Here is a 25,338-nt window from a genome sequence, read left to right as displayed (position 1 = left end):
GAGGACTGAGGACTGAGGACTGAGGACTGAGGACTGAGGACTGAGGACTGAGGACTGAGGACTGAGGACTGAGGACTGAGGACTGAGGACTGAGGACTGAGGACTGAGGACTGAGGACTGAGGACTGTTAGCCTCAGCACTTGTAGCTAGTAGTAGCTAGTAGGTTGGGTTGAGGAACGAAACCCAACAAATGTTATGTTTTGTTGGGTTTCGTTCCTCAACCCAACCTACAATGATTGTTAACTCTTCATTTTTAATTTTTAATTTTTAATTTTTAATTTAAAACGAGTGCCCGGTTTTCTGTTTGATATATTCCAAAATTTTTTGATAGCAATCCGGGTCATTCTGCTTGTTGATGATGATAGGAATGGCACTATTCGGCAACCAAAACGTGAGTCTACCGTTAGAAGAATAGGAAAAGCTACTGATGCGGTTGAGATCGACTACATATTCATTCCGCTCATAACTAACTTTGATCCAAGACGCTGCCAGTGAGTGGAAGCTAACTTGTTGGATATAGTCCATCACTTGTTGATAGCCATCCGGGTTACTTTGACGGTTGATAATAATTGGGATGGCACTATCAGGCAACCAAAAAGTTACCTTACCGTTCGGGGTGCAAGCAAAGGCACTGATGCGGTCAAGATCGATTACATATTCATTTCGCTCATAACTAACTTTGATCCAATACGCCACATGACCTCCTCACATAAAGGTGAGTTCTGGCACTGACAACGCTCCCCCGCGCAAGTGGTTGTTGGAAAGCAGGACGTGAAGCGATCGCCTTCCGTCCTGCTGTAACTGCCAGCAACGGTTAAGATACCTCAGCGGCTTGGAGGGTCGTCGCATCTTCCTGGGTAGGCTGTGAGGAGTCAGAACGGGCGAGTCTGGGGTCAAGCTGTGCTAATGCCGCTTGAATTAATCCCTGGAACATCGGGTGGGGATTACTGGGTCGAGAGCTAAATTCCGGGTGGAATTGGGTGGCAATAAAGAAGGGATGGTTGGGTAGTTCAATAATTTCCACTAACCGCCCATCCGGCGAGGTGCCGCTGATCGCATAGCCGGTTTCTAAAAACAGGTTGCGATAAGCATTATTAAACTCATACCGATGCCGATGCCGTTCGTAAACCACTTCTTCTTGATATAGCCGGAAGGCTAGAGTATTGGGCGCTAAACGACAAGCATATAGCCCCAGGCGCATCGTGCCGCCCAAATCTACAACATCTTGCTGTTCCGGCAACAGGTTGATCACCGGATTCGCTCCATTCGGGGCAAATTCAGCACTATTAGCATCTTCCAATCCGGCGATGTGTCGCGCCCACTCAATCACCGAACATTGCATTCCCAGACACAAACCGAGGAAGGGGATCTGGTTTTTACGGGCGTATTCAATCGCCGCAATTTTGCCATCGACACCGCGAACGCCGAAACCTCCGGGTACCACAATGCCGTCAGCACCAGCCAGGTAAGTTTCGGCACTGTCCGATTCAATGGTTTCCGAGCTAACCCAACGGAGGTTGAGGTCACAATTCATGGCGATCGCTGCATGGCGCAAAGCTTCCACTACTGAGAGATAGGCATCCGTTAACCTTACATATTTACCAACGATGGCAATCTCTATCCGGTGAGTTGGATGATATAGGCGATCTACCAAGATTTTCCACTGGCTCAAGTTGGGTTGGCGTTGCTCTAGTTGCAGCAAGTCCAGGGTTTGCTGCGCCAGTCCTTCCCGTTCTAACATTAGCGGCACTTCGTAGATACTTTTGGCATCTTGGGCTGTAATCACGCACTCGACGGGAACATCGCAGAACTCTGAGATTTTTTCTTTGAGTCCTGGGTGCAGAGGGCGATCGCATCTACAAACTAAAATATCCGGTTGAATCCCGATCGACCGCAATTCTTTCACCGAGTGCTGCGTCGGTTTCGTTTTCATCTCCCCAGCTGAGGGAATCCACGGCATCAGGGTTACGTGCATATACAGCACGTTATGACGCCCCACATCTTTACGGAACTGACGAATTGCTTCCAAAAATGGCAGCGATTCAATATCGCCCACCGTGCCGCCAATTTCCGTAATCACCACATCCGGGTTGGTATTTTTGGCAACTCTCTGGATGCGATCTTTGATTTCATTCGTAATATGGGGAATTACCTGCACCGTGCCCCCCATATAATCGCCACGACGCTCTTTATTGAGTACCGCTTGGTAAATCGAGCCGGTAGTGACGCTATTGAGCCGAGACATGGACGTATCGGTGAAGCGTTCGTAGTGCCCCAAGTCCAAATCCGTCTCGGCACCATCTGCCGTTACGAACACTTCTCCGTGCTGAAAAGGACTCATCGTCCCCGGATCGACGTTAATATACGGATCTAATTTCAGGATAGAAACCGAATAGCCACGCGACTTCAGCAAGCGTCCTAAACTTGCTGCTACAATTCCCTTGCCGATACTGGAAACCACGCCGCCGGTGACAAAGACAAACTTAGTCATAAAATGCTTAAAAGAAGAGCCATGTCGGCAACCCACCCCGTTAATTGTGCCACAGTCTTAACGAGTTGTTCGTTGCTTGTTGTTTGCAGTCCGCGATCGGTGGTCGTTGGTTTGTAAAACCCTGGCAGAGTGGCTGTGTTGGCTGCCTTATCACCTATCCTATAGAAACGATAGCAGGGCGAACAGTCACTCTTGCGATCGCAAGATAAACCTTCTAACCCCTCAAAGGACTGACGAGACGGACAATTGGCACGCTTGGGCGATCGCGCTTTCGCTAGGGTTTAACCCCCGACTGACACTTTTTTTGGCTGAGCCTTGAGTGTCTACCGACTTCGCTGCTAGCATTCTGGTATTAGCACTTTGCCATTTCCCGGAAGTTAGACGAAATGGATAGCTTCTTTCCTTTCAATGCCATCAATCGCGCTCGTTTTCCTGCTAATTAATTCTAAACTACTGATACCTGACACTGCTTCGACATCTGTAAATTGATAAATAATTAAAAATACTATTAACTGGATAATCGGTGGGCTAAAAAACTAAACATGGCTAAATTTTACGATGAATTAAATCAAAATCTCCGGGACTTTATTCAGGAGCAGAAAATCTTTTTTACCGCGACTGCACCTAAGGAAGGTCGGATTAATTTGTCGCCTAAAGGAGTAGATACCTTCCGCTGTATTGATAATCATACAGTGGCTTACCTTGATTTAACCGGGAGTGGCAACGAAACCTCCGCCCATTTACATGAACCTGAAAATGGACGGATGACGATCATGTTTTGCAGCTTCTCTGAAAAGCCTTTGATTCTTCGTTTATACGGTCAAGGAAAAGTAATTTTGCCAAGGCATGAAACTTGGGAAAAATTTTATTCATTTTTCACGCCAATCTTAGGAGAACGTCATATCGTGGTACTTCAGATAAATTCAGTACAAACTTCATGCGGGTATGGCGTACCTATTTATGAAATGAAAGAAGAAAGAAAAACAATTAGAGAATGGGGTGAAAAAAAAGGAAGCCAGGGAATTTTTGATTATTGGTGTGAAAAGAATCGAAAGAGTATCGATGGACTCCCAACAAAACTTTTAGAAGATTAAAGAAACTTTTTCGCTAATTTTATCCTCTAATTGATGTAATGAACTGGGATTTAAAATGAGAAACATCCTGGGATTGGCTGTATTAGGGGTGGTTATGGCAGCACCAGCATCGGCAAAACAATCTCTTTACGTTTCCTATCCTCCCGCTAGCCATAAAACCACATCTGACCGAATTTTCTTAATTGGCACGGCTCCACCGCCAGGAAAAGTGTTGGTGAACGGGAAGGCGATCGCGCGGAGCAAACAGGGGCATTTTGCTCCCAGTTTTCCGTTAAAGCCGGGAGATAACCTATTTACAGTGAGTTATCAAGGTCAAGCCGTCAAACTTAAAGTTACGCGGACTTCTACCCAACCTGAGCCACCGCAGGGGTTGGCATTTGCCAAAGATTCCCTAACTCCATCGGCGGATCTCGCCCGACTTCCGGGTGAGTTGCTGTGTTTCGGCGCGGTTGCTCCTGCTGACGCCAATGTTTCCGTAGATTTGGCGAATGAAACAATTCCGCTGACTAACCAGCAGCAGGTTGTACAGCTACCGGCGAATTCTGCCGCCTTAACCGCACAAAATCAGCCGTATGCTGTAGCTGGGGCAGGACACTACCTGGGTTGTGCAGCGGCGGCGGCGGCGGCTGATTTGGGTCGTCCCCAGTTCAAAGTAGAAAAAAATGGACAGATCGTGAGTCAGATGGGACCTGCGAAAGTTCAGATTCTGTCCCCGGCGCAGCTAGAGGTCGCTGAGGTGATTGTTGATGCCGGTGTCGCCAGAACCGGGCCAAGTACGGATTATTCTCGCCTGACGCCGCTGCCGAAAAGTACGCGAGCCTCGGTGACAGGTCGGGACGGGGAATGGGTGCGCTTGGACTATGGCGGCTGGATTAATAGTAAGGAACTTCAAATTGTCAAGGGTTCGGTGCCACCGCGATCGCTGATTCGCAGTATTCGCGCTCGTAAGATTCCCGGTGCCACAGAAGTCATTTTTCCCTTACAAGTGCCGGTACCGCTAATTGTGCAGCAGAGCGATCGCACGCTGACATTAACGCTATATAACACGACGGCGCAAACGGACATCATTCGCCTCGACCCCGATCCCGTCATTTCCCGCCTGGATTGGCAACAGGTCGCGCCAGGAACCGTGCAATATACTTTTAATCTCAAATCCGCGCAGCAATGGGGCTATACGGTGAGATACGAAGGCACGAGCCTGATTTTATCTCTGCGCCATCCTCCTCGTCTCACTTCTGGCCCCTCCGTTCTCCGTTCTCAGTCTTCCAACAAGCCTTTATCTGGGATCAAAATTGTTCTCGATCCCGGACATGGCGGTGAAGACAGCGGTGCCGGGGGGCCAACTGGCTATCCCGAAAAAGAGGTGACGCTAACCATGTCGAAGCTGATCGCCAATCAGCTGATTGCACGGGGTGCCACGGTGTACCTGACGCGGGAGGTAGATAAGGCGGTGTCGCTGCCAGAACGGGTGGCAATCATTGACGCAGTGAAACCGGCAATTTCACTTTCAATTCACTACAATTCCCTCCCCGATGAAGGAGATGCCCAGAATACGCAGGGTTTTGGGACTTTTTGGTATCATCCCCAAGCCCACAGCTTAGCGATGTTTATCCATAACTACATCGTGACCCAGGCGGGGCGTCCTTCCTACGGCGTCTTTTGGGATAACTTAGCCCTAGCGCGTCCTGCTACTGCACCCTCTGTATTGCTAGAACTGGGTTTTATGAGCAATCCAGAAGAATTTGAATGGGTGGTAAATCCGCAAGCGCAGCAGAAAATGGCGGCAGCGATCGCAGAAGGCGTTACCCAATGGTTCAAAGTCGCTCAATAAATACTCCTTTCGGCAGTAGACTCGCCTTGGGCATTCCCTTTGCCATAATTTGGGCAATGAATTCTCATCCCAGCAATACAGATTAAATGACTAATCGGAAGTCTTCGCTTCTGGGGCTTGTCTAACTTGCTCAATTGTCAACCCCAAAGCTTCTGCCACCTGTTCCACAGCCAACCCTAATGCCAATAACCGAGGCACTGCTTCTAACTTAGCTTTCATTTCACCTTCTTGCAGTCCTTCTTCTTTGGCTTCCTGCATAACATCTTGAAAATATCTAGTCTGCTTTAACTCACTGAATCCAAACATTGCTTCCATCTCCTGGCGAGTCATTTGTGGAAACTTATACAACACTATTGTCTCAATTAATTCTATGACTTGTCGCCTGACAGCTTCATCAGTAATTTCTTGACTGGCTTTGTTGAGTAGCTGCCTTGCAACATCAGCTGCTTTCTTTTTAGTTTCTACGACTAATTTCACCACGCCCAAACCAAGGGATTGATCTGCCGCTTCTCCTAATTCATCCAAATATATCCGCCTAACTCGCGGACTGGTCAGTAATTCTCGATACTGCGCTTGTACACCAGGATCTAGGCTTCTATTTTTAAATATTACTGCTCCCCGCCAATCGTTCGGTCGCTCATATTGAGAGAGGTATAAAAATATTTCGCCAAAAAAGCGCTGATAGAATCTGGGATCGCGTTGAAATTGTACTTCTACAAAATAAATGGGTTGATCGGCAGAATCGTCAGATGGTAGAAATAAACCATCGATGCGAAAGGCAGTTTGTTTGACTTCAACTGAGGTGAATTGATAGGTGTTGCCAGTTGAGGCAGGTTGACCAATCAATTCAAAGAAGATGCTGGGAAAGTTTTGAAATAGTTGATAGAAAATGCTGTCAGTTTTCACCTTTTCAGAGCCACTATTGGAAAAACAAATAGGGTAGGCACTGCCCACCCTATCGTGTCTACACAATAATTAAGCTGTTTGAGCAATGTGATAAGGACTGGTTAATTTATCCATCTGTTGCACTAACAGACTGAGGAATAAACCGACATCGGTGACGACGCCGACGGATTCGACAGAACCGCGATCGCTCAATTTGGTGACAACGGCTGGGTTAATATCTACACAAACCATCTTCACCCCTGCTGGTGTCATATTTCCCACCCCAATTGAGTGCAGCATTGAAGAGAGCATCAAAATCATGTCTGCACCTTGCAGCAGTTGAGAATACTCTTGCTGAGCTTTAATTAAGTCCATCTGAGTATCTGGTAGAGGACCATCATCGCGAATGGAACCGGCGAGGCAGAAGGGAATGCCATTGCGGACGCACTCATACATGACACCGCTGTTAATCACACCCTTTTCAACTGCTTTGGCAATACTGCCACAACGGCGGATAGTGTTAATTACTTTCAGGTGATGGCGGTGTCCCCCACGAACGGCGACGCCGCGTTTCATATCCACACCCAGCGAGGTTCCCAACATGGATTGCTCAATGTCGTGGACAGCGATCGCATTTCCTCCCAGCAATGCCTGCACATAACCTTGCCGAATCAGATGCGTCAGGTGTTCGCCGCCACCAGTATGAATCACCACAGGCCCTGCTGTCACCACCACTTTACCGCCAGCATCGCGGATTTTGCGAAGTTCCCAGGCAACTTGTTCCACCACCAATTCCACGCGGCGTTCGCTAGAAACCCCGGCAGACATAAAGCTGAATTCTTGGGTGTTGCGCTGTTCGCGGGATTCCGTCTTCCGTACCGTGCGGATACCGACGACATCAACCACCACCTGTTCGCCGACTTCTAAATCCCGTAGCAGTTTACACCGCGCTACCCGTCCGTTGGGAGTTTGGGTAATTGCGATCGCGCCATCCATGCGCTGATCTTGCACCCGTACCCACTCACCATTGATTCTGACTTCTGTGGGATAAATGGTGGACACATAGAAATCATCTGGAGCTACCCCAGCTTGGATGACATCTTCCAGCTTGGCATCGCGCTCATCTTGGGGCAAATTCACAGCACCCAAATCGATTAACTGCGACAAAATCGCTTCCATCACATCGTGGGAAGGAGCCGACACCTTCACCTCCGCTGAGGAAGTACTTTGCCGTTGCTCTCCCAAATTGAAGTTGAGAACCTGGAAGCTGCCCCCATTTTCTACCACTAAATCTAAAGCACGGTTGATTAAGCCTGAATCCAGCAAATGCCCTTCCAGCCGCATCGTCCGACTTTCCACCGAGACATTGGCATGGATTTCTTCTCGAACGGGTTCCGTCACCCGCAGCGTCAGGCACTTGGCAGCACCACCGGCTTTCAAAAATTCCGTCAGCGGCGTCTCGATAACTTGGAATCCCACATCGGCAAGGCATTTTTTGAGCGCTTCACTCGCCTTATTCATCACCACAACGCGGTCAATATTCACGGCGTTGCAGGCAAAGTTCACCGCATCCGTTTCCTCAATTGCAATCCGCTTCTCCGGCGCAACTCGCATTTCAATGACGCGGTTGGTATAGGAATCAAATGCGGGGGGATAATACAGTAAATAGCCGCCGCTCAAGGGACAGAAGCAGGTATCCAGGTGATAGAACCGCTCATCCATCAATCGCAGCGATAGCACTTCGATGTCGAGCCACTTTGCCAGAAACGGGTGAGAATCGAGTTCTGAGCGGAAGCCGTATCCCGCCCACAACCAGCGCCCTTCCCGCTCCAGCAGCGCATCACCCGCGCCTTCAAAAGGCAAGTCTTTGGGCAGTTCATGCACCTTATAGCCTTTTTCCTCGAACCATTGCTTGAAATAAGGCTCCTCACCCTGCCGCTCTTTATGGAAGAAGCGGCTCAGGACGACGGTATCTCCCAGAACCAGCCCAGCATTGGCTGTAAACACCATATCAGGCACACCGCGTTGGGGTGCAACCAAATCGACAAGGGCGTGTTCTTTGAGGATGTAGTGAAGCTTTTGCCATTGATCGACAGCGCGATCGCGCGAGGATTTGTGAATATTGCCCTCCATCCAGGGATTAATCACATAATCCACGTCGTAATGGTCGGGAGCGCACATGAGGAAGCGGATCGAGGAGGTCATAAAAGAATCTCAAGTGAAATAGACAAGGGCAAACTCTTATTGGATACAGACTTTCCATGCTCCAATTCTGTAGAACTTGTTACGAAATCTTTACCTCTTATTTGTAATAGCGAAAGTCAGCTCTAGAGGCTAATGTCTATTTTATTCCTTTACAACCCAAGAGACTTGACAAAAAATGATTAATGGGAAATATTTGACAGTTTGAGAGGAAATCGCTCCTAAGTTTAAGCAAGATTAACCACCAAGTCCCAAAGGCACTAAGTAAACACGAATTCTCTTAGTGTCTTTGCGCCTTAGTGGTTTAAAAAAGCACTAAGCGAACACTTGTGGCTAACGATCAATCTTCTATTAGGTATTAATTAGCACTTCGTCGATATTGCAACAAGGCGGGAGGCCAAGTAGCCTGGGCTAATAAGGGCTGTAAGTTTTTCGCAACGCGAGTGGCTAAAATCTGCTGTCCGGCTGCGTTTGGATGAATGATATCCTCCTGCCGATTTTTCGGGTCATCCACAATTCCTGTTAAAACTTGTGGAATTAAATAAGCCTGTGTATCTTTAGCAACACGCTGATAAAGTTCGTCATATTCATCTTCTATGTAGCCAAGATTGATTCCTAGCAGCACAACAATTGCTTTTTGTTGTTGAATAGATGTCACGATTTGTCGCAAATTCTGTTCTGTCTCTGTTTTGGGAATTTTTCGCAGAAAATCGTTTCCGCCTAATTCAACAATCACCAGCCAAGGTTCTGCCGCGATCGCATCTTTTTGTAAGCGACTCAACCCCATTGCAGTTGTATCGCCGCTAACACCGCGATTCAGTATTGGCAAACCCAACTGACGACTCAGCACACTAGGAAAAGCTTCTGTCTTGTCCACGCCATACCCAGAGGCGATGCTATCGCCTAAGACGATAACTTGCTTACCAGCACCCGCTTTGAGGTTTTTGACATCATCGAAATTGCTGCCGCAACTGGTAACAACCAGCAGGGAAGCAAACAGCAAACTAAAGAACCACATCCATCGGCGTTTTTTCATACAGTTTTCCAATTTAACTTAACGATATTGCAGAGGGTTGGCGGTAGGGGCGAAGCGATCGCGCGATCGCCTTTGCCACTTAACCCAATATTATTCATGCGAATGCTTCACCCTGTCGCAGGGAAGGGCGAAGCATTCGGGGACAAAATTTCTTGTCCACTCTGAAATATCTTCACCCGAATGCTTCGCCCCTACTACTACTTTGGGAGATTCAAGCATCGCACTCTCCTCTTGACACCAAAAATGTTCGTGGGTTTCCAATTGGTGGGGTTAAGAGTGATTATTTCTTATCATTCATCCGGCGCAAATGGCGGATGTGAAGACCCAGGCAAAAGAACCATAACAGCACAACTAATAGCACGCTAGGAGATATTTGCCCAACAGTATCGTACTGGATTGACTGTGGCTGATGCTGAATTTGAGTCTGAGCCTGTAGTTGTGGCTCAATAAAATTACCATGAAAGTTCTCTACCGCTTCCCGTTGCCGAACTTTATTTTTTTGATAGTCTGCAAACATCAAATTCACCCCATTTGTGGGTTAACGAGGTGAATTGTTTTTTTGGGCTTTTCCTCACGCACGTTCCCCAAGCGCAGCCGGAAATGTTTGTATAATGCGGGTTACAGGCTTGGGGAAGCTTGCTGGGTTGAGCTGCTAAAAGTTCTTAATATTTTCTTTGGATTTGAAGAATGGCAAGGAACATTGGCTGGGGAGAACCTGCTAAGAGTAATGCAATCAAATTGCTGGAAGCCTTGCTGTCTCTTGCGGATGGATGGGAGTTAGACGACTGTGAATTAAAGGCAGAAGTTGAGGTTAAGTGGGTTTCAGAAAATAAGCTGCGGGTGACAGGGAAAGTCAGGCAGAAACGGGGAAACCGGGAAGCAATAGTTGAAATCGGCACCACGAAGAAAGCTTTAGCCAAGCTGGTAGAGAAAGCCGGGAAAAGTTTAGAATTTCCAAAGCGTCAACAGGGAGAAGGCAGCAGCAGAGAAGACAAGGAAGCAGAGGCGGTTCAAACTGTTTTCGACTGCTTGAGAGAGTTGGGGGTGTTCGAGGAAGATCCCAAAAATACGAGAAAGAACCAAGGTTATTGGAAATTCACCCTGAAGCTGAAGCACCAAACAGCGACTTTGGCAGAGAATCTGGCAGAAATTCAGCTGAAGTGGAAGGAGCAAAACCCAGAAGAACCGTCACCGCCACCAACTAACATCAACTGGCGCGATATCTGCCACAAAATGCTGGAGGAACAGCTGAGGCGTTACCAATTCCGGCGACAGGCGACGGGAACGGGGTTGGGGCATGAGGTGAGTATTTATGTGCCACTAGGATTGGTGAAACCGACAACTCAGCCTCGACGGGGTGAGGAGTTTTGCCCATCCCCAGATGAGGGGCGGTTGCAATATCAGCTGAGTGAGAAGGAAATTGAGAAGCGGTTTGAAGCGGATGCGTTTCTTACTCAGGTGATTGAGGCGGGAGAGGGCAAGACGATTGCGATTATTGGGGAACCGGGGGCGGGGAAAAGTACGTGGTTAGAGCAAATTGCCCGTTATCTCAAGAAATCAGAAAATGTTTCCCGTTTGCCGATTTGCATTCATCTGGGGAGTTTGGATGGGAAAACCTTGGAAGAGTATTTACTCCAGGTTTGGCTCAAGGAGGCGCTGTCTCTTCAAGGAATGGTGGTATCAGCCCAGATGCAAACAGAGTTGATGCAGCTGTTTAACTCTCGTCAGGTGTGGTTGCTGCTGGATGGAGTGGATGAAATTCGGGTAGGGACGGATACATCCAGGGGGGTAAATTCGCCCCTACAAGGAATTGCCAATCAGCTGAGGGGTTGGGTGGCACAGGCGCAAACGGTGTTAACCTGTCGGCTGAATGTTTGGCAAGCGAACGATCGCGTAGTGCCGAATTGTGATATTTATCGCACCCTAGATTTTGACGATCCGCAGGTGGGGGAGTTTATTGGAGACTGGTTTGCTAGGGCGGGGAAACCCCGGTTAGGGAAGCAGTTACGGGAGAAGTTAGGGGAATCGGGGCGGGAACGGATTCGGGATTTGATTAGAAATCCGTTGCGGTTGGCGCTGTTGTGTCAAACCTGGGCGGTGAAGCAAGGGGAGTTGCCGAAGACGAAGGCGACGCTTTATCAGCGATTTCGAGAGGATTTCTATGAGTGGAAGCCACATCCATTGCTTACCGAAGACTTGGATAAGCAGAATGAGTTACATGAAGCATTAGGGAAGTTGGCGCGGGAAGCCATTGAGAAGAAGTTGCCACTACGGAAGAGATTTGCTTACAAGGTAATGGGTAAATCTCTGTTTAAGTTAGCGTGTGATGTTGGTTGGCTGAATGCGGTATATAAAGATGCAGAAACTGACGAGGATGTTTATGCGTTCTATCATCTGACGTTTCAGGAATATTTTGCAGCGCTGGCAATTGACGATTGGCAATGTTTCTTGACTCATGACAATGACAATCCTCAACCGTTACCGGGCAATATTTACCGCATTTTTGAGCCGCAGTGGAGAGAGGTGATTTTGCTATGGCTGGGGCGAGAGGATGTGGAAGGGGAGTATAAGGAAGAGTTTATCAAAGCTTTAGTACAGTTTGAGGATGGGTGCAGTGACTTTTATAGGTATCGAGCATATTTTCTAGCAGCAGCAGGTATTGCGGAGTTTGGGGATTGTAGACTTGCTGACATGATCGTGCAGCAACTCGTCGAGAAAGGTTTTGGATATTTCAGTATTTACACTCAGGAGTGGCGGACATTTCCTGAGCAAATTGAAGAGGAAGCTAAGGCAGCACTGAGAGAGAGCGATCGCTGCAAGGTAAGGAGTGCCCTAACTAACTTAGTCCACACTTGCCAATCTCACCATAGAAGCTCTTTCACCAGCAAATGGGGACAGAAGTTTTGCATCAGTGATGAAATTTGTATGAAAGCTGCTGTTATTTTATTGACCCTCTTTCCTGAAAACCCAGAGGCACTCATTGCCCTAAATCATTTAGAGCATACCAGTGAGGATGTTGGGGTTCAAAATCAAATCTGGCTATGTTGGAACAACGTCAACGATCTTATTGATCAGGAAAACAAGCTGTTCAACTGGAGTACAAAATCGCTTCAACAACAGGATAGGGATAAGAACCTTTCTTTGGATGTTTATCCGGCGTTCGCCGATGAGGAATATAGCATTGATAGTGCTATCAGTCTGGAAGAAGGTATCAAAGTTCTACTAAGGAAAATACACGCCCCCAAAGATGCAATAGCTTTGTGGCAAAATCTGGCAGAGCTAGAATTACTAGTGCTTAAAGCGGCATCTCAAGGAAGGTTTTTAACAGTGGTAATTACAGAATTTAAAACGTACTTATCTAATCTATTTGATGCTGATTTCCTTTGTAAGGAATGCTTTAAAATTCTCTGGAGTTACTACGCAAAAAATATATCTTATCCAGCTTTCTATCAGGCTTGGAACCCTACGTGTATCACCCTTCATCCGAAAAATCAAGAAACCACTGCTGTTGGTTATAACTCCTCCACGCAACGCCCCAACTTGGCTAATTTACCCCAACTTCTCAACGCTGCGATCGCTAACAACTCCACCCTCAACGACACCATTCACCTCATTTGCATTGATGGCAGCAAGTTTATCGATTGCGAAAACCCCACCCTTGACATTTACGATCGGCTGATGAGTCAAGGTTTCCCAGAACGTCAAAACGGCGAACCGGAAACCCTGCAACAGATGAAATTTTATTGGCATCAGCTGAGGCGTAAAAGCGATCGTCAGCTAGTTTTAGTTTTCTACGAAAGCACAGAAGAAGAAACACATCTGGGGTTTAGCGAGACATTTATTAATGCTTTAAGCACATTTGATGGCGCAATTTGTGTAGTGTGCGCTCAACCTTGTAATCTCCAAACCTTCTCTCCCAGTCAGCCGAATTTGATTGCAGATATTGTGGGTTGGATTAGAAAGAAGATAGTAGAAGATTAGAGGGCGTGTTATTATTAGAAAAAACTACTTCCTAAAATGATATATGACTGAAATTAGCCTAGACGAAAATAAACTTAAAGAACTGCTCAAGATAGCGATTCTTGAATTAGTTCAAGAGCAGAGAGAGGTATTTTCTGAGTTATTGGCAGAAGTCATAGAAGACATCGCTTTAGAAAAGGCTATCAAGGAAGGTGAAAATACTGAACCAGTCAGTCGAGAAGCAATTTTCAAAATTCTGGAACATCAAGGATGAACGTAGAGTTTAGAAAAAGCTTCGAGAAAGATTTGGGTAATATTCGTGACGAAGCATTACTTGAAAGAATTAAGGCGGTAATTGAAGAAGTAGAAATTGCTGAAAATCTGGTGGATGTGAGCAATCTTAAAAAACTCAAAGCTGACGGTGAGTATTACCGCATCAGAGTTGGAGATTACAGAATCGGTATTACAGTAGATGAAGATGTAATTGTTTTTGTTAGAGTCTTGCACAGGAAAGATGTTTACAGGTACTTTCCATAATTTGAGATATGAGTTTAATTCATTAACTACTCTGGTTTGAAGTAATAGGCGATCGCCTAAATATTACCTTACAATCCTTCTCACCAAATCAGCCTAATTTTATTGCAGATATTGTGGGTTGGATTAAAGAGAAGATGATGGAAGATTAGAGTGCGCGATCGCTATAATGTTTTCATAGCTTTTAACAGATTCCAAACAACACCATGACTGCTCAATTAATGGTTAAACCTTCCTCGTTGATGCACTCTGGCATTAAAATGAGAGAATTTGGTAATATTCATCTCTTCAGATTTACTAAAGAGTTACAGGCTCGTATGGAGGAACTGCTAGAAAGAAGAAAAGCCGATTTGCTCACTCCAGAGGAAGAAGCTGAATATACCGGAATCTGTGAATTAAACCGAATCTTTACCTTTATTAACGCTCAACTGGCAACTCAGGCTAAATGGTGCCCAATCAATCCCGACAACTGGTTCGACGACGAGCCAGATACCTCTGCGAATACTGCCACTCCCCAGAATACCTAAGTCCAGCTCACTTTACGCTCGATCATGTAATGCCGCAGTCTTTGGGAGGGTCAGATAACCCCGATAATCTCGCCCTAGCTTGCAGTCGCTGTAATGGTCGTCGCTACAACTTTATAACAGGAATAGACCCAGAAAATCAGCAAGAAATATCCCTATTTAATCCCCGTCATCGGCAGTGGAACGAACATTTTATATGGACAGCAGATGGGTTGAATATTTTAGGAATAACTCCCACAGGTAGAGCCACCTGCAATAGGCTTGACATGAATGATGAACGATATGATGAGGATGATTCTATTCGGAATGCGAGGCGCTTTTGGGTGCAGGGTGGTTGGCATCCCCCCAAGGAAGATCCGCGTCAAGAAGAGTAGCGATCGCGTTGTTGTCACTACAGAAAAACTTCTAAACGAGCTAAATAATTATTTGAGCGATCGCCCAAATATTACCTTACAATCCTTCTCACCAAATCAGCCTAATTTTATTGCAGATATTGTGTAGTTGGATTAAAGAGAAGATGATGGAAGATTAGAGTGCGCGATCGCTTCTTTTTAACCCGCTATTAATCTTCATCGATTTACTCAAGCTGCTTTTGGGTTGCCAAACCCGCGATAAAAGCCCCCAAAACCATTCCCGCCCACAAGCCGCTGCTGCTGCCTTGCATATAAGCTCCTGGCATCATCCAAGCTTGGCACGCTGTCTTGAATGCTGCGAATTGCAAAGTATGCTTTGTCATATTTTCGCAGCGATGGTTATCAGCCAGTAACTTAATTTGTACCCCCATGTAGGCACCAAAAAATCCCGATGCCAACGCCATGAAGGTACAAATTAAGATGCGCTTTTTGTGCATTTATGATTGCTAACTGCTAATTGTTTACGAATGGCTAATCGCTAATTTCTCATGATTTAAAAGCTCATTGCTATCAACCCTAAATTATTAGCCATTAGCCATGAACCATCAACCCGTATTTCGCATTCCGGCAGCAATCCCGTTAATCGTTAACAGCGCCCCGCGTAGCAATTCGCCCTTACTGTAACGAGAATGGACGACACCGGAGGCTGCTTGCTTGCCATGTTGGCGCAGGCGTTTTAGCAGAGAGACTTGCAAGAAACCCAGAGGAACAATCGTACCGTTGCGTAACTGCACAGACCTTTGCAGGACTGGATCGCCATCCAACAGCCGTTTGTGACCTGCAATCGTGAGGACTAAATCGCAAGTAAGGTTAAACTCGCTCTTGATTTGCTCAAATAAGGCTTCAAAGCGATCGCGATCTTCCGGTCGGGATAACTCCCGCACGTAGTGGTGAGCAATCTGCAAATCTACTTTCGACAACGTCATTTCTGCTTTAGAAATGACCATCTTGAAGAAAGGCCACTTGAAATAGAAATAACGCAACAGCTTCAGATTTTCCTCTGGTTCTTCGTTCAAAAACTCCTGCAATGCCGTCCCGACGCCGTACCAACTCGGCAACAGGAAGCGCGTTTGCGTCCAGCTAAAGACCCAAGGAATTGCCCGCAGACTAGCTAAATCTTTTTTACCGCCGCGACGGGCAGGACGAGAACTGATTTGCAATTGGCTGATTTCTTCGATGGGCGTCACTTGGTGGAAGAAATCTACTAAATCGGGTTGCTCGTAAATCAAGGCGCGATAGTGGGTACGCGATCGCGTCGCCAACTCTTCCATGATTTCGTTCCACGGCTGAATATCATCAAACCCGGTTCCCAGTAAGCTTGCCTGAATCACAGCGGTTGTCACGGCTTCCAGGTTGTACAGGGCTAATTCTGGCAACGAGTATTTAGAAGCCAGCACTTCCCCCTGTTCGGTAATTTTGATCCGCCCATTGATACTATGACCTGGTTGAGCCAGGATCGCTTCGTAGGCGGGACCGCCGCCGCGACCGACCGAACCGCCACGCCCGTGGAAAATCCGTAAGGCGATGCCGTACTGTTCGGCGATTTTTTGTAGCACTTTCTGAGCTTTATGGATTTCCCAGTTACTGCTCAAGAAGCCGGAATCCTTGTTGCTGTCTGAGTAGCCCAGCATTACCTCTTGCAGGTTATTCGTTGGAGATTCCAAGTTGGCAAGCTGATTTGAGGCTTCAACCTTTAACTGTTGCGAACCTTCAACGTTTTGGTAGCCTCCGGCAAGACAAGCGCGATACAAAGGCAATTCAAACAAATCTTGCATCACTGCGGGTGCCCGCTTCAGGTCTTCCACCGTTTCAAACAGCGGCACCACCATGATGCTGCTCTTTCCCGTGGTGGGGTCATACAGACCCGCTTCTTTTGCCAGCAGCAGCACTTCCAGAACGTCGCTGGCTTCCCGGTTCATACTGATGATGTAAGTTTGGCAGACTTGAGAGCCAAACTCCAGTTGGAGCTGCCGCAGCATTCGGAAAGTTTCAACGGTTTCGCAAGTTTTTTCAGAAAATGGCAATTCTGCTGGAATCAACGGGCGCTTAGTTTGCAGTTCCGTTGCCAGCCACAGCGATCGCTCAGCTTCCGATAGCTCATTGTATGCCTTGGGCAGAATTTGCAGGTATTCGGCAATTTCGGTGAAGGTGTCGGAATGGCGGGTGCTTTCCTGGCGAATATCTAAGTGTGCCAAGTTGAAGCCATAGACTTCCGCCTGACAAATTAAATTTTCTAGATCCCGGCACGATAAACCCGTCTCAATCAGGTTCCGGTGAATTAGCCGCAGTTCTGCCAGAAATTCTTCTCCAGAGCGGTAAACTACGTGAGACTGGCTATCTGAGATTTGCCGATGCAAGTTTTCTCCATCCGAGAGTCGCCGGTTGCGATCGCTAGTATTTTGCAGGCGCTGCTGGATGTATGCCAGCTTGAGCCGATAAGGTTCTTGTCGGTAGCGAATCGCCAGCTGATCGTACACTTCTGGCATTTGCGACCGATCCTGCTCTAACGAGTCCAGCAAATCCGGCAAGACATCGCTCCAGTGCAACGACAAGCTTAATTGAGTCGTCAGCCGCCGCAACGATTGGATATACTTCTCCAGCACTAAACCCCGCTGATAGCAAGCGGTTTGCCAAGTTACTTTCGGCGTGACTGAGGGGTTTCCATCCCGATCTGCCCCCACCCAAGAACCGAACTGGCAGAAGTTGTTTACAGGGGGAGTGAGTCCCGGAAAAGAAGCTTTTAAGGCGCGTTTTAGGCGTTGATGAAGCTGGGGAATCGTATCAAACAACACTTCTTGGAAGTAGTGGAGGGTGTAATCCACTTCATCCAACACGGTTGGTTTAAATTGATGCAGTTCGTCGGTGCGCCACCAGAGGCGAATTTCTTCGGTTAATTGTTCGATGCAAGCCTCTGCCTCCCAAGAAGTCGCCAATCCTAGGGATCTAAATTCTTCTTCTGCCTGGTCTAGCTGTTGCAGAATTTTAGCAATCCGCTGCTGTTTGCCGCGAATTGTATGGCGAACAATTTCTGTGGGGTGAGCGGTAAAAACTAGCCGAACGTCCAGATTGTCAATCAACCGCTGGATTTGTTGCGGAGGCATATTCATCTGGCGCAAATGTGGGAACAATCCGTGGAATGTCCCGGCATTCTGTTTGGCTTGGCCATCGTGGTGCCAGCTCTTTTCGAGCAAATCCGCACCTGGGCCGCTGTTTTGGGTTTCTTCCTCCATTCCCCCTGGCGACAACACAATTGCGGAGTCCCCATCTCCTTGCGGACTGGGAAGTTTACGCGGTGCGGAGTCACCAGCCGGAGCGTTGTAGGTGGCACGTCGGGAAAGCTGTTGATCGCGCTGTTCGTAGTGCTGTTCGACAATGTTAATTAGTTGGAAGTAGAGAGCAAAGGCGCGTGAAGCTCGAATCGCTGCGTTGAGGTCAAGCTTTTCGATCAGCTGAGGCACTGACTCAGGCAATTCTGTTGCCTGTCCTTCTGGCGAACACATCGAGCGGAGTTGATTAAGCAGATCGACCAGTTCCTGACCGCATTCCTGCTGGAGAACAGACTCCCATAAGTCCTCCACAACTTTGAGGCGATGACGTAAAAATAGGGCAGAGGTAGATGTTACCGTCAATTGCTGATCCGTCGATTGCAGTAGGGAACTCATAGAGTCTATTCTCGCTAAAGAAGAATAATCACCTAATTTTAGGTTTTCTAGTCCCAGCAAGTGGTTTACAGCGAACACCCACTGGGTTTTTTCCGGCAAAATGGAGGGGTGCGATCGCGTCCTAGTCGGTAGGAGAGCGTATTTTTTCTACTCCCCCCTACTCTCCCTGATTCCCCACTTCCTGTGATGTGTTTCCTGGGTTGGGTACGTGGAGAACCGGCAAGCGATCGCCTCGAAACACTTCCTCACTGTTTTGCCCAATAGCGCATAGCAATTCGCTGACCGCTTTGATGCCTAAAACGCCTAGTAGCATCGGCACCGTGGCTAGACTCAACCAGATTTCGGGAGTTGCAGACGAACTGGCATTTTCGGCGGTTGACGGCTGCTTTTTGTTAGGAGGAGTTTGCATGGGAGAAGGTCTAGATGACAACTAAATTTTTTGTAGACAAATAAATAAAAGAGGTCAGAATTTAGACAGCACAGAGGGCACTTAATCACTCTAGTTGATTAATCTGAATAATACAGCGATATCCTCGCATCGGGCATAGTAGGAATGGAACCGACGCCAACGCGCTGTTGTCTTAAGGGCGGGGCATCCGGTAAATACGTATCGCCGCAAGGCAATAATTAGGTAGCACCAATGCCAGTCTTGTGTAAGACTACTCAGAATCTAGAAGCAATTGTACAAAGCTTGGGGACGTTTGGAGCGGTTAACGCTTGCTGAAGTAGGAAGTATGAAGTATTAAGTATGAAGTGTGAAGTGTGAAGTATATCCTGAAATTTTGGTGCTAAACCAATTTTTCATCCTTTGTGACAACCTTTAAGCGCGACTTTCTATCGCAACGGGTGCGCCCTCCGGTCTACAGCGTTCATACTTCATCCTTTTTTCATCTGTTGCAAGTCCAGGGTACTTTCTTTGTGATGTTGGATGCCGATCCGCTCGCCTATTCAGAGGGTCAATCCTCCCTCGCCCAGTGGGTTTCCCGCGCTATCGGTCTTCCGGAAGTGCGCCTACGATTTCGCTTACGAGGGAATAACCTGCATATTCTTTGTGAAGGCTCCGAATGTCCGCCTGCCGGACCCGTTGTGAGCCGATTTGTCGAGGCACTGAAGGGGAAGGAAGGGGGATCTGGGTTCCCCCCACAAGAAGCTCCCATTTACCAGGTGATTCTCTACGGTCGGAAACTGGGCATCCAGCGTCCAGACTGGATCAAGCAAATTCACCTGGAGCGGCTAGAACCGCATCAGGCGTCAGGGACTGCTAGAGTGGCTGCTGCTGCGACGCCGACAAATGGGGGGGAAATGACCACCGAGCAACGATCGACCAGCGATTCCGGACTGACCGTTTCTCTCTCGCGCCTCGCTCGCTCCGGTCAACCAGAGGCGATCGCGCACTATCTCAGCGAAACTCTCAGCCCAATGGGAGTCGGCGTCAAGGTGGTCATTCAGACGCTTCCGAGGGAGTCGGGGAGCCGGGGAGCCGAGGGACATCAAGAATTGTCCACTTCTTCACCAGATGTTTCCCGTCGTCTTTGGGTACTTTGCGATTCCAACTACAGCACCGATGAGTCGCTGATGGCTCAGCCAGTGGCAACTCAGTTGCTTTCTTTGAAGCTGGAAGGGTTTCGGGATGCCGTGATTTGCAGCCAGGTTCGAGGAGAAGCGGCTCCCGATTGGCGGTTGCGGGTGGATCTGACCCCGCCAGAGGAAATGCTCAAAGATTGGGCGCGTTGGGGAGATATCCAAGCGATCGCCCGCTTGCTGAATCAAGTGTTGAACGCTGCTGAGATGCAAATCTCAGCAGTTCTGAAAGATTCAACGCTGCATTTATTTTGTAGCCAGAAGCCCATCAAACAGCTAAAAGCCGCAGGAGACACCGCACCCGCAACGAGCGATGCGCCTGAGATGGCGATCGCTGTACCCGATCGAAAAACCGCAACGAGTGCGATCGCGCCTATTTTAGAGTCTCTGACACCCCAAGGCATTCACGCAGCCACCGTTTACGGCGTCGAAACCCACGGTGCAACACCAGTCCCGGAACAAGAAACACCAATCTGGATTGAATGGCTGAATTTACCCGCGTCCAGATATCCCGATGCAGCAGAATCCACTTTAGAATTGGCGCAACGGGGCGATCTGAACGCGATTCAGTTTTTATTACAACGCTTACTCAATCCCGACCTAGAGGCGCGATTAACAACGGGTGGTATTCGCTTATCCCTGCGCCGCAAACAAGATTTGTTGCACATCATGAGCGAGGCACTCTATAGTCCGCAACAATCTGCCGTCGGACCACCCGTTGCCAAGTTTCTGCGCGGAGTAGGGATTCCCGGCATTACAGGGGTACGAATTTATGGGCGTCGCGCCGGTCACTCCACTCCCTTGTGGCAGATGGGCGTTGATTTTACCCCTCGCAAACGACTGGTACCGGAAGCAACCCCAGAATTTGCTGCTAGTGATGTTTATCTAGGAGATATCCTCTCTGGCAGTAACGAACCCGTTCTGCGTTCTGATGTCACCAAGGAAGACCTCAAAACTGCTGCCAGTGCTGTCTCTTTCAAGGTGACTCGAACCATCCAGCAATGGCTATGCGCTTCCCAATTGTTTATTCCCACGGTGGAGATTAAAGACCTGGCACCCGTCGCCCCAGGAAAACTTAGCACCTCGATTTACACTTATTACCAAGGTTTCGTCGTGGCTTTGGTCTGGGGGATGCTGGGATTATTGCTAACGGTGCAAACGGATTGGCTGCTGTCTCAGATACTGAAGTCAAAAGCGCCAATTAGTCAAGCGTCAGCGGTCAGCGGCAAACAATCAACCATACGACCGCCAGACCCGTTTAAGGGTACCTCAGTCCCTTTGCCCCAGATGTCTTTGCAAAAATCTCGTGGCTCGAAGGCTCGTGTATTCAACTCCGAAGGATTCACTCGCCAAGGAGATACGGATATCACGGTGAGTAATCAGGATGGAAATTCTCAAGCCACGAATGCGGCATCGGCGGCAATTTTGGCGGCGGCGCGAAGTTCTAATCCCTCTTTTAATAACCGCCTGCTAGACGAAAAGCTGGCTCTCTACCAACAGATGCTCCTGCAAAGACGGGGAGTTCCTCCGGATGTTTGGATTGTCGGCAGTTCTAGGGCCATGCGGGGGGTCGATCCTCAAGCGCTGGAAGATGCTCTGGCAGCGCAGGGAATCCCTAGTGTTAAGGTGTTTAACTTTGGCGTCAACGGGGCGACGGCGCAAGTGGTAGATTTGATGATCCGCCAAGTTTTGACGCCAGAGCAATTGCCAAAACTGATTATTTGGGCGGATGGTGCCAGGGCGTTTAATAGCGGGCGGATGGATGTTACTTATAATGCGATCTCTAACTCGAAAGGCTATCAGCAGCTGCTTGCCGGTACTTTCCCCAAGCAGAATTCCACCCCAGATCCCAGTCAAACGGCAGCAACACCACCTGCTAAAACTCCAGCAACGGCGAATAAAGGAGCCAGTGGTTCCTTAACTCAAAGCTATCAAGTGGTGAATAATTGGCTGAATGAAAAGCTGGGAACATTTTCAGCGACTTATCCCCAGCGCGACCAGATGAAAACGCGGTTGCGGGATCTGTATGTCGTTTGGGCAAAACCAGCGAAAACAACTCCTGAGGGTGCCAATAATCCCCAGGCATCGACAGCAAGTCAATTTGCGATTGATTTTGATGGCTTCCTTCCCCTCACCGTTCGTTACAATCCTGCCACCTACTACAAGCAATATGCCAGAGTCAGCGGTGACTATGACAGCGATTACTACGCTTTCAAGATGGAAGGCAAGCAAACCCAAGCTTTAGAAACATTGCTGCAATTTGCCCAAGCGCGTCAAATTCCGATTGTTTTTGTAAACCTGCCTTTGACCCAGGATTACTTAGACCCAGTACGCATAGAATATGAGCAAGAATTTCAGCGGTATATGCGATCGCAAGCAATCCAAAAAGGGCTGATCTTCCGAGACTTAAATCAGCTTTATCCCACTCAACATGATTATTTTTCCGACCCCAGCCACCTCAACCGCTACGGTGCCTATGAAGTTTCTAACCAGCTAGCTGAAGATCCCATGATTCCCTGGCCTGCTAAATAGGACTGAGGGCTGAGGATTGAGGACTGAGGATTGAGGAGGGAGGATTGAGGACTGAGGGCTGAGGATTGAGGACTGAGGACTGAGGAGGGAGGACTGAGGATTGAGGACTGAGGACTGAGGGCTGAGGGCTGAGGATTGAGGGCTGAGGATTGAGGGCTGAGGACTGAGGATTGAGGGCTGAGGATTGAGGACTGAGGATTGAGGGCTGAGTGAAAACTTGGAACTGAGGGTAAACAAGAAGAACAGGACTTACGCAAAGCTTATACATATAGGATTTTGTAGGGGCAATCCCCCTGTGGTTGCCCTCAGATGTCGCGCAAGTTGCGTAAGTCCTAAACAATTGAACTGAGGAAAAGAATGGGAGAAATTTATCTTGGATGTTCAGCACTCATTCCACTCATAACTCAGTCCTCAGTCCTCAGCCCTCAGCCCTCAATCCTCAGTCTTCAAAAATGACTTTTATCTCACTTATCTACGGACTCTTTCTGCTCAGCGTTCTGGGAATTTACTGGTCGTTCCAAAAACAGTCTTTGCAGATGTGGACGCTGCTTATTGTCAGCCTGGTTTTCTATACCTCGCTGCAAGCGCCGACTTTAGTGAATGAGCATTGGCTGCAAATTTTAGCCTCGCCGCAAGTCGCCTATATTCCTTTGCTGATTGCCATCACTTTGATGAACTTCAGCTTGGGTAAGGCAATTGGAGAAAATACAGCCTTAGGGATGTACGCAACCGATCCCTATGAAGATTGGCAATTCGATCAAGCGTTTTGGAATCGCCAGCGACTAAAGTTTTTATGGTTGGGGATTGTTCTAAATGTCTTGTTGCTGTTGAGCTTCAAGTATGTACCTTTTTTATTGAATTCGCTGGCAGGATTATATGAACAATTCACCGGAACATCGCTACCCGTTGCCGAAAACAGCGCCAGTTGGGTCAGCACTCACTTAATTGCGCCTTTGGGCTTGAGTTTCTTTTCCTTTGAGTGTATTGCTTATTTAATTGATGTGTATCGCGGTGCCCCAGCTACGCAGCGATTTCTCGATTTTGCAGCTTATAAGTTATTTTTTCCCAAGCTGATTGCGGGACCAATTACTCGTTACCATCAATTCTCAACTCAGCTCAAAACGCTGCAATTTCCAACGCTTAATCAGATTACGGAAGGATTGTGGCTGATTGCCTGCGGTGCAGTTAAAAAAGCGCTTTTGGCAGATCGGCTGGGAATTTTTGTCGATTTGTGCTTTGGTAACTTAGAGCGAGCTAGCAGCGGCGATTTGAGGTTAGCGATCGCTGCCTACGGACTGCAACTCTATCTGGATTTTAGCGGGTATGTAGACATTGCCCGTGGCAGTGCCATCCTTTTAGGGTTCAATCTCCCGGAGAATTTTAATTTTCCCTACTTCAGTACCAGCATTGCTGATTTTTGGCGGCGCTGGCATATCACGCTAGGCGATTGGCTGCGAAACTACCTCTATTTTCCCTTGGGGGGTTCGCGCCAAGGGCTGCGCCGTACCTGCCTAAATTTGCTAATTATCATGTTGATTGCTGGGATTTGGCATGGAGCCGCTTGGGGCTATGTCGTCTGGGGTGCCTATCACGGTGTCGCCTTAGTGGCTCACCGCCTCACAGAAGCCCACTCCCGCCAGTCTGAGAAAGCTAAAACCTGGTGGAAAAGCCTCCCTGGTGTGCTGGTTGCGTGGTTGCTAACCCAGTTTATGGTGTTCACATCCTGGATTTTCTTCCGCCTACCCAATCTGAAACAATCCAGTTGGGTCATTCAGCACCTCTGGGGTCAGTCCGCTGATGCCCAGTTTGCCGAAAAGGTCTACGGGGAGGCGCTGGGTGTGAATGCATCTCAGTTAGGTTTACTGCTTTGGCTGCTAGCCGCGTCGATGTTCCTGGTCTATGCCGTCCATCGGGGTCTCAAGTTACAGCTCAATTGGCCTCTGAAGCTGCTGCTGGTGCCGTTGTGTTTCTACATTGTCTGGATATTTGCGCCCCAAGGTGGTCTTCCCTACATATACTTTGATTTTTAGTGCATCAAGCGATCGCCCGCTACTCTTTGCTGGCACGTCTCGCTGGCGATCGCTACTCCCACTGCATTCTCAGCCACTTATAAGTAAATACGATGACAGTGATTCGGATTCATAAACAATAAAAACTGGACAAATACTAACAAATGTAAATATTCTTAAATAGAAGGCGAAACAAATTTCGCTTTATTCATACCGAACCTAGAAAATTCAAACAAGCACTCATAAAAACATGACCACAACCTTACAAAGACGCGAAAGCGCCAACGTATGGCAACGGTTCTGCGATTGGGTAACATCAACCGACAACCGCCTGTACGTAGGCTGGTTCGGCGTTCTGATGATCCCAACCTTACTGTCCGCCACCATCTGCTTCATCATCGCCTTCATCGCCGCGCCCCCCGTGGACATCGATGGCATCCGCGAACCAGTAGCTGGCTCCCTGATGTTCGGCAACAACATCATCTCTGGTGCAGTTGTTCCTTCTTCAAACGCCATCGGCCTGCACTTCTACCCAATTTGGGAAGCAGCTAGCCTCGACGAATGGCTCTACAACGGCGGACCCT

21 protein-coding genes and 1 pseudogene are annotated in these 25,338 nt (G+C 48.1%); 11 read left to right on the top strand and 11 right to left on the bottom strand.

Annotation, left to right across the window (positions count from 1 at the left end; genetic code table 11):
- Nucleotides 1-279 precede the first annotated feature (279 nt).
- From ACFW2W_RS09390 to ACFW2W_RS09380, 3 genes are all read right to left on the bottom strand, one after another.
- Nucleotides 280-696, bottom strand: coding sequence for a hypothetical protein (locus tag ACFW2W_RS09390; RefSeq protein ID WP_190412837.1), 417 nt, complete (start codon nucleotides 694-696; stop codon nucleotides 280-282).
- Between the two features lie 118 nt (nucleotides 697-814).
- Nucleotides 815-2,491, bottom strand: a complete 1,677-nt coding sequence (locus tag ACFW2W_RS09385) for a CTP synthase (protein ID WP_378176502.1) — start codon at nucleotides 2,489-2,491, stop codon at nucleotides 815-817.
- Nucleotides 2,492-2,713: 222 nt separating this feature from the next.
- A complete protein-coding gene (locus ACFW2W_RS09380; protein ID WP_378176499.1) occupies nucleotides 2,714-2,836 on the bottom strand; it encodes a hypothetical protein in 123 nt (40 codons plus the stop codon).
- Nucleotides 2,837-3,033: 197 nt separating this feature from the next.
- On the opposite strand from ACFW2W_RS09380, the gene ACFW2W_RS09375 reads away from it, so the two are divergent.
- A complete protein-coding gene (locus ACFW2W_RS09375) occupies nucleotides 3,034-3,585 on the top strand; it encodes a pyridoxamine 5'-phosphate oxidase family protein (RefSeq protein ID WP_378176496.1) in 552 nt (183 codons plus the stop codon).
- Nucleotides 3,586-3,640: 55 nt separating this feature from the next.
- On the top strand, nucleotides 3,641-5,416 hold the full coding sequence (locus ACFW2W_RS09370) for an N-acetylmuramoyl-L-alanine amidase (protein ID WP_378176493.1): 1,776 nt from the start codon (nucleotides 3,641-3,643) through the stop codon (nucleotides 5,414-5,416).
- A gap of 90 nt (nucleotides 5,417-5,506) precedes the next feature.
- Here the strand turns inward: ACFW2W_RS09370 and ACFW2W_RS09365 are convergent, their stop codons facing one another.
- From ACFW2W_RS09365 to ACFW2W_RS09350, 4 genes are all read right to left on the bottom strand, one after another.
- Complete coding sequence (locus ACFW2W_RS09365; protein ID WP_378176490.1) at nucleotides 5,507-6,322, bottom strand: Rpn family recombination-promoting nuclease/putative transposase; 816 nt, start codon at nucleotides 6,320-6,322, stop codon at nucleotides 5,507-5,509.
- Between the two features lie 69 nt (nucleotides 6,323-6,391).
- Nucleotides 6,392-8,506: a bifunctional arginine dihydrolase/ornithine cyclodeaminase gene (locus ACFW2W_RS09360; RefSeq protein WP_378176487.1), complete on the bottom strand. Its 2,115-nt coding sequence runs from the start codon at nucleotides 8,504-8,506 to the stop codon at nucleotides 6,392-6,394.
- Nucleotides 8,507-8,861: 355 nt separating this feature from the next.
- Nucleotides 8,862-9,539, bottom strand: coding sequence for a GDSL-type esterase/lipase family protein (locus ACFW2W_RS09355; protein ID WP_378176484.1), 678 nt, complete (start codon nucleotides 9,537-9,539; stop codon nucleotides 8,862-8,864).
- 280 nt (nucleotides 9,540-9,819) lie between these two features.
- On the bottom strand, nucleotides 9,820-10,056 hold the full coding sequence (locus ACFW2W_RS09350; RefSeq protein ID WP_378176481.1) for a hypothetical protein: 237 nt from the start codon (nucleotides 10,054-10,056) through the stop codon (nucleotides 9,820-9,822).
- 170 nt (nucleotides 10,057-10,226) lie between these two features.
- Between ACFW2W_RS09350 and ACFW2W_RS09345 the strand changes: the two genes are divergently transcribed.
- Genes ACFW2W_RS09345 through ACFW2W_RS09320 form a run of 6 tightly spaced genes read left to right on the top strand, consistent with a single transcriptional unit; the run spans nucleotide 10,227 to nucleotide 14,931 of the window.
- A complete protein-coding gene (locus ACFW2W_RS09345) occupies nucleotides 10,227-13,520 on the top strand; it encodes an NACHT domain-containing protein (protein ID WP_378176478.1) in 3,294 nt (1,097 codons plus the stop codon).
- Between the two features lie 43 nt (nucleotides 13,521-13,563).
- Complete coding sequence (locus ACFW2W_RS09340; protein ID WP_378176475.1) at nucleotides 13,564-13,773, top strand: hypothetical protein; 210 nt, start codon at nucleotides 13,564-13,566, stop codon at nucleotides 13,771-13,773.
- Nucleotides 13,770-14,036 (top strand): type II toxin-antitoxin system RelE/ParE family toxin, encoded by a 267-nt coding sequence (locus ACFW2W_RS09335; RefSeq protein WP_378176472.1) that lies wholly within the window; start codon nucleotides 13,770-13,772, stop codon nucleotides 14,034-14,036. The genes ACFW2W_RS09340 and ACFW2W_RS09335 overlap by 4 nt, the downstream gene beginning before the upstream one ends.
- A 44-nt stretch (nucleotides 14,037-14,080) precedes the next feature.
- Entirely contained in the window at nucleotides 14,081-14,185 is a 105-nt protein-coding gene (locus ACFW2W_RS09330) for a hypothetical protein (protein ID WP_378176508.1), read from the top strand.
- A 54-nt stretch (nucleotides 14,186-14,239) separates the two neighbouring features.
- Nucleotides 14,240-14,560, top strand: coding sequence for a hypothetical protein (locus tag ACFW2W_RS09325; protein WP_378176469.1), 321 nt, complete (start codon nucleotides 14,240-14,242; stop codon nucleotides 14,558-14,560).
- The gene (locus ACFW2W_RS09320; RefSeq protein ID WP_378176466.1) at nucleotides 14,479-14,931 is read left to right on the top strand and encodes an HNH endonuclease; all 453 of its coding nucleotides are present in this window, start codon (nucleotides 14,479-14,481) and stop codon (nucleotides 14,929-14,931) included. The genes ACFW2W_RS09325 and ACFW2W_RS09320 overlap by 82 nt, the downstream gene beginning before the upstream one ends.
- A 203-nt stretch (nucleotides 14,932-15,134) precedes the next feature.
- On the opposite strand, the gene ACFW2W_RS09315 is transcribed toward ACFW2W_RS09320, so the two are convergent.
- The 3 genes from ACFW2W_RS09315 to ACFW2W_RS09305 all read right to left on the bottom strand — a co-directional run bounded on the left by ACFW2W_RS09315 (nucleotide 15,135) and on the right by ACFW2W_RS09305 (nucleotide 19,041).
- On the bottom strand, nucleotides 15,135-15,407 hold the full coding sequence (locus ACFW2W_RS09315) for a hypothetical protein (protein WP_378176463.1): 273 nt from the start codon (nucleotides 15,405-15,407) through the stop codon (nucleotides 15,135-15,137).
- A gap of 108 nt (nucleotides 15,408-15,515) precedes the next feature.
- A complete protein-coding gene (gene ppc / locus ACFW2W_RS09310) occupies nucleotides 15,516-18,632 on the bottom strand; it encodes a phosphoenolpyruvate carboxylase (protein WP_378176460.1) in 3,117 nt (1,038 codons plus the stop codon).
- A 157-nt stretch (nucleotides 18,633-18,789) separates the two neighbouring features.
- Nucleotides 18,790-19,041: a hypothetical protein gene (locus ACFW2W_RS09305; RefSeq protein ID WP_378176457.1), complete on the bottom strand. Its 252-nt coding sequence runs from the start codon at nucleotides 19,039-19,041 to the stop codon at nucleotides 18,790-18,792.
- Between the two features lie 401 nt (nucleotides 19,042-19,442).
- On the opposite strand from ACFW2W_RS09305, the gene ACFW2W_RS09300 reads away from it, so the two are divergent.
- On the top strand, nucleotides 19,443-22,745 hold the full coding sequence (locus tag ACFW2W_RS09300) for a DUF1574 domain-containing protein (RefSeq protein ID WP_378176454.1): 3,303 nt from the start codon (nucleotides 19,443-19,445) through the stop codon (nucleotides 22,743-22,745).
- Here ACFW2W_RS09300 and ACFW2W_RS09295 read toward each other — a convergent pair.
- Nucleotides 22,738-23,013 carry a hypothetical protein gene (locus ACFW2W_RS09295; protein WP_378176452.1) on the bottom strand — a complete coding sequence of 92 codons (276 nt, stop codon included), beginning with the start codon at nucleotides 23,011-23,013 and terminating at the stop codon, nucleotides 22,738-22,740. The genes ACFW2W_RS09300 and ACFW2W_RS09295 overlap by 8 nt on opposite strands.
- Nucleotides 23,014-23,197: 184 nt before the next feature.
- Here ACFW2W_RS09295 and ACFW2W_RS09290 point away from each other — a divergent pair, with 184 nt between their 5' ends.
- On the top strand, nucleotides 23,198-24,775 hold the full coding sequence (locus ACFW2W_RS09290) for an MBOAT family O-acyltransferase (protein WP_378176505.1): 1,578 nt from the start codon (nucleotides 23,198-23,200) through the stop codon (nucleotides 24,773-24,775).
- Between the two features lie 229 nt (nucleotides 24,776-25,004).
- Nucleotides 25,005-25,338: pseudogene (locus tag ACFW2W_RS09285) on the top strand (photosystem II q(b) protein); the annotation flags it as partial.

This window comes from Coleofasciculus sp. H7-2, from assembly GCF_042747725.1.
GTDB lineage: Bacteria > Cyanobacteriota > Cyanobacteriia > Cyanobacteriales > FACHB-T130 > FACHB-T130.
Note: the sequence above shows the minus strand (reverse complement) of the source record. Positions and strands in the feature narration are given on the sequence as shown.

Bases quoted from the DNA above. Each gene is read 5' to 3' on its own strand.
- ACFW2W_RS09385 (WP_378176502.1), bottom strand. From the start codon at position 2,491: ATGACTAAGTTTGTCTTTGTCACCGGCGGCGTGGTTTCCAGTATCGGC.
- ACFW2W_RS09380 (WP_378176499.1), bottom strand. From the start codon at position 2,836: ATGCTAGCAGCGAAGTCGGTAGACACTCAAGGCTCAGCCAAAAAAAGT.
- ACFW2W_RS09375 (WP_378176496.1), top strand. From the start codon at position 3,034: ATGGCTAAATTTTACGATGAATTAAATCAAAATCTCCGGGACTTTATT.
- ACFW2W_RS09370 (WP_378176493.1), top strand. From the start codon at position 3,641: ATGAGAAACATCCTGGGATTGGCTGTATTAGGGGTGGTTATGGCAGCA.
- ACFW2W_RS09360 (WP_378176487.1), bottom strand. From the start codon at position 8,506: ATGACCTCCTCGATCCGCTTCCTCATGTGCGCTCCCGACCATTACGAC.
- ACFW2W_RS09355 (WP_378176484.1), bottom strand. From the start codon at position 9,539: ATGAAAAAACGCCGATGGATGTGGTTCTTTAGTTTGCTGTTTGCTTCC.
- ACFW2W_RS09350 (WP_378176481.1), bottom strand. From the start codon at position 10,056: ATGTTTGCAGACTATCAAAAAAATAAAGTTCGGCAACGGGAAGCGGTA.
- ACFW2W_RS09345 (WP_378176478.1), top strand. From the start codon at position 10,227: ATGGCAAGGAACATTGGCTGGGGAGAACCTGCTAAGAGTAATGCAATC.
- ACFW2W_RS09340 (WP_378176475.1), top strand. From the start codon at position 13,564: ATGACTGAAATTAGCCTAGACGAAAATAAACTTAAAGAACTGCTCAAG.
- ACFW2W_RS09335 (WP_378176472.1), top strand. From the start codon at position 13,770: ATGAACGTAGAGTTTAGAAAAAGCTTCGAGAAAGATTTGGGTAATATT.
- ACFW2W_RS09325 (WP_378176469.1), top strand. From the start codon at position 14,240: ATGACTGCTCAATTAATGGTTAAACCTTCCTCGTTGATGCACTCTGGC.
- ACFW2W_RS09320 (WP_378176466.1), top strand. From the start codon at position 14,479: ATGGTGCCCAATCAATCCCGACAACTGGTTCGACGACGAGCCAGATAC.
- ACFW2W_RS09315 (WP_378176463.1), bottom strand. From the start codon at position 15,407: ATGCACAAAAAGCGCATCTTAATTTGTACCTTCATGGCGTTGGCATCG.
- ppc (WP_378176460.1), bottom strand. From the start codon at position 18,632: ATGAGTTCCCTACTGCAATCGACGGATCAGCAATTGACGGTAACATCT.
- ACFW2W_RS09305 (WP_378176457.1), bottom strand. From the start codon at position 19,041: ATGCAAACTCCTCCTAACAAAAAGCAGCCGTCAACCGCCGAAAATGCC.
- ACFW2W_RS09295 (WP_378176452.1), bottom strand. From the start codon at position 23,013: ATGTATAAGCTTTGCGTAAGTCCTGTTCTTCTTGTTTACCCTCAGTTC.
- ACFW2W_RS09290 (WP_378176505.1), top strand. From the start codon at position 23,198: ATGACTTTTATCTCACTTATCTACGGACTCTTTCTGCTCAGCGTTCTG.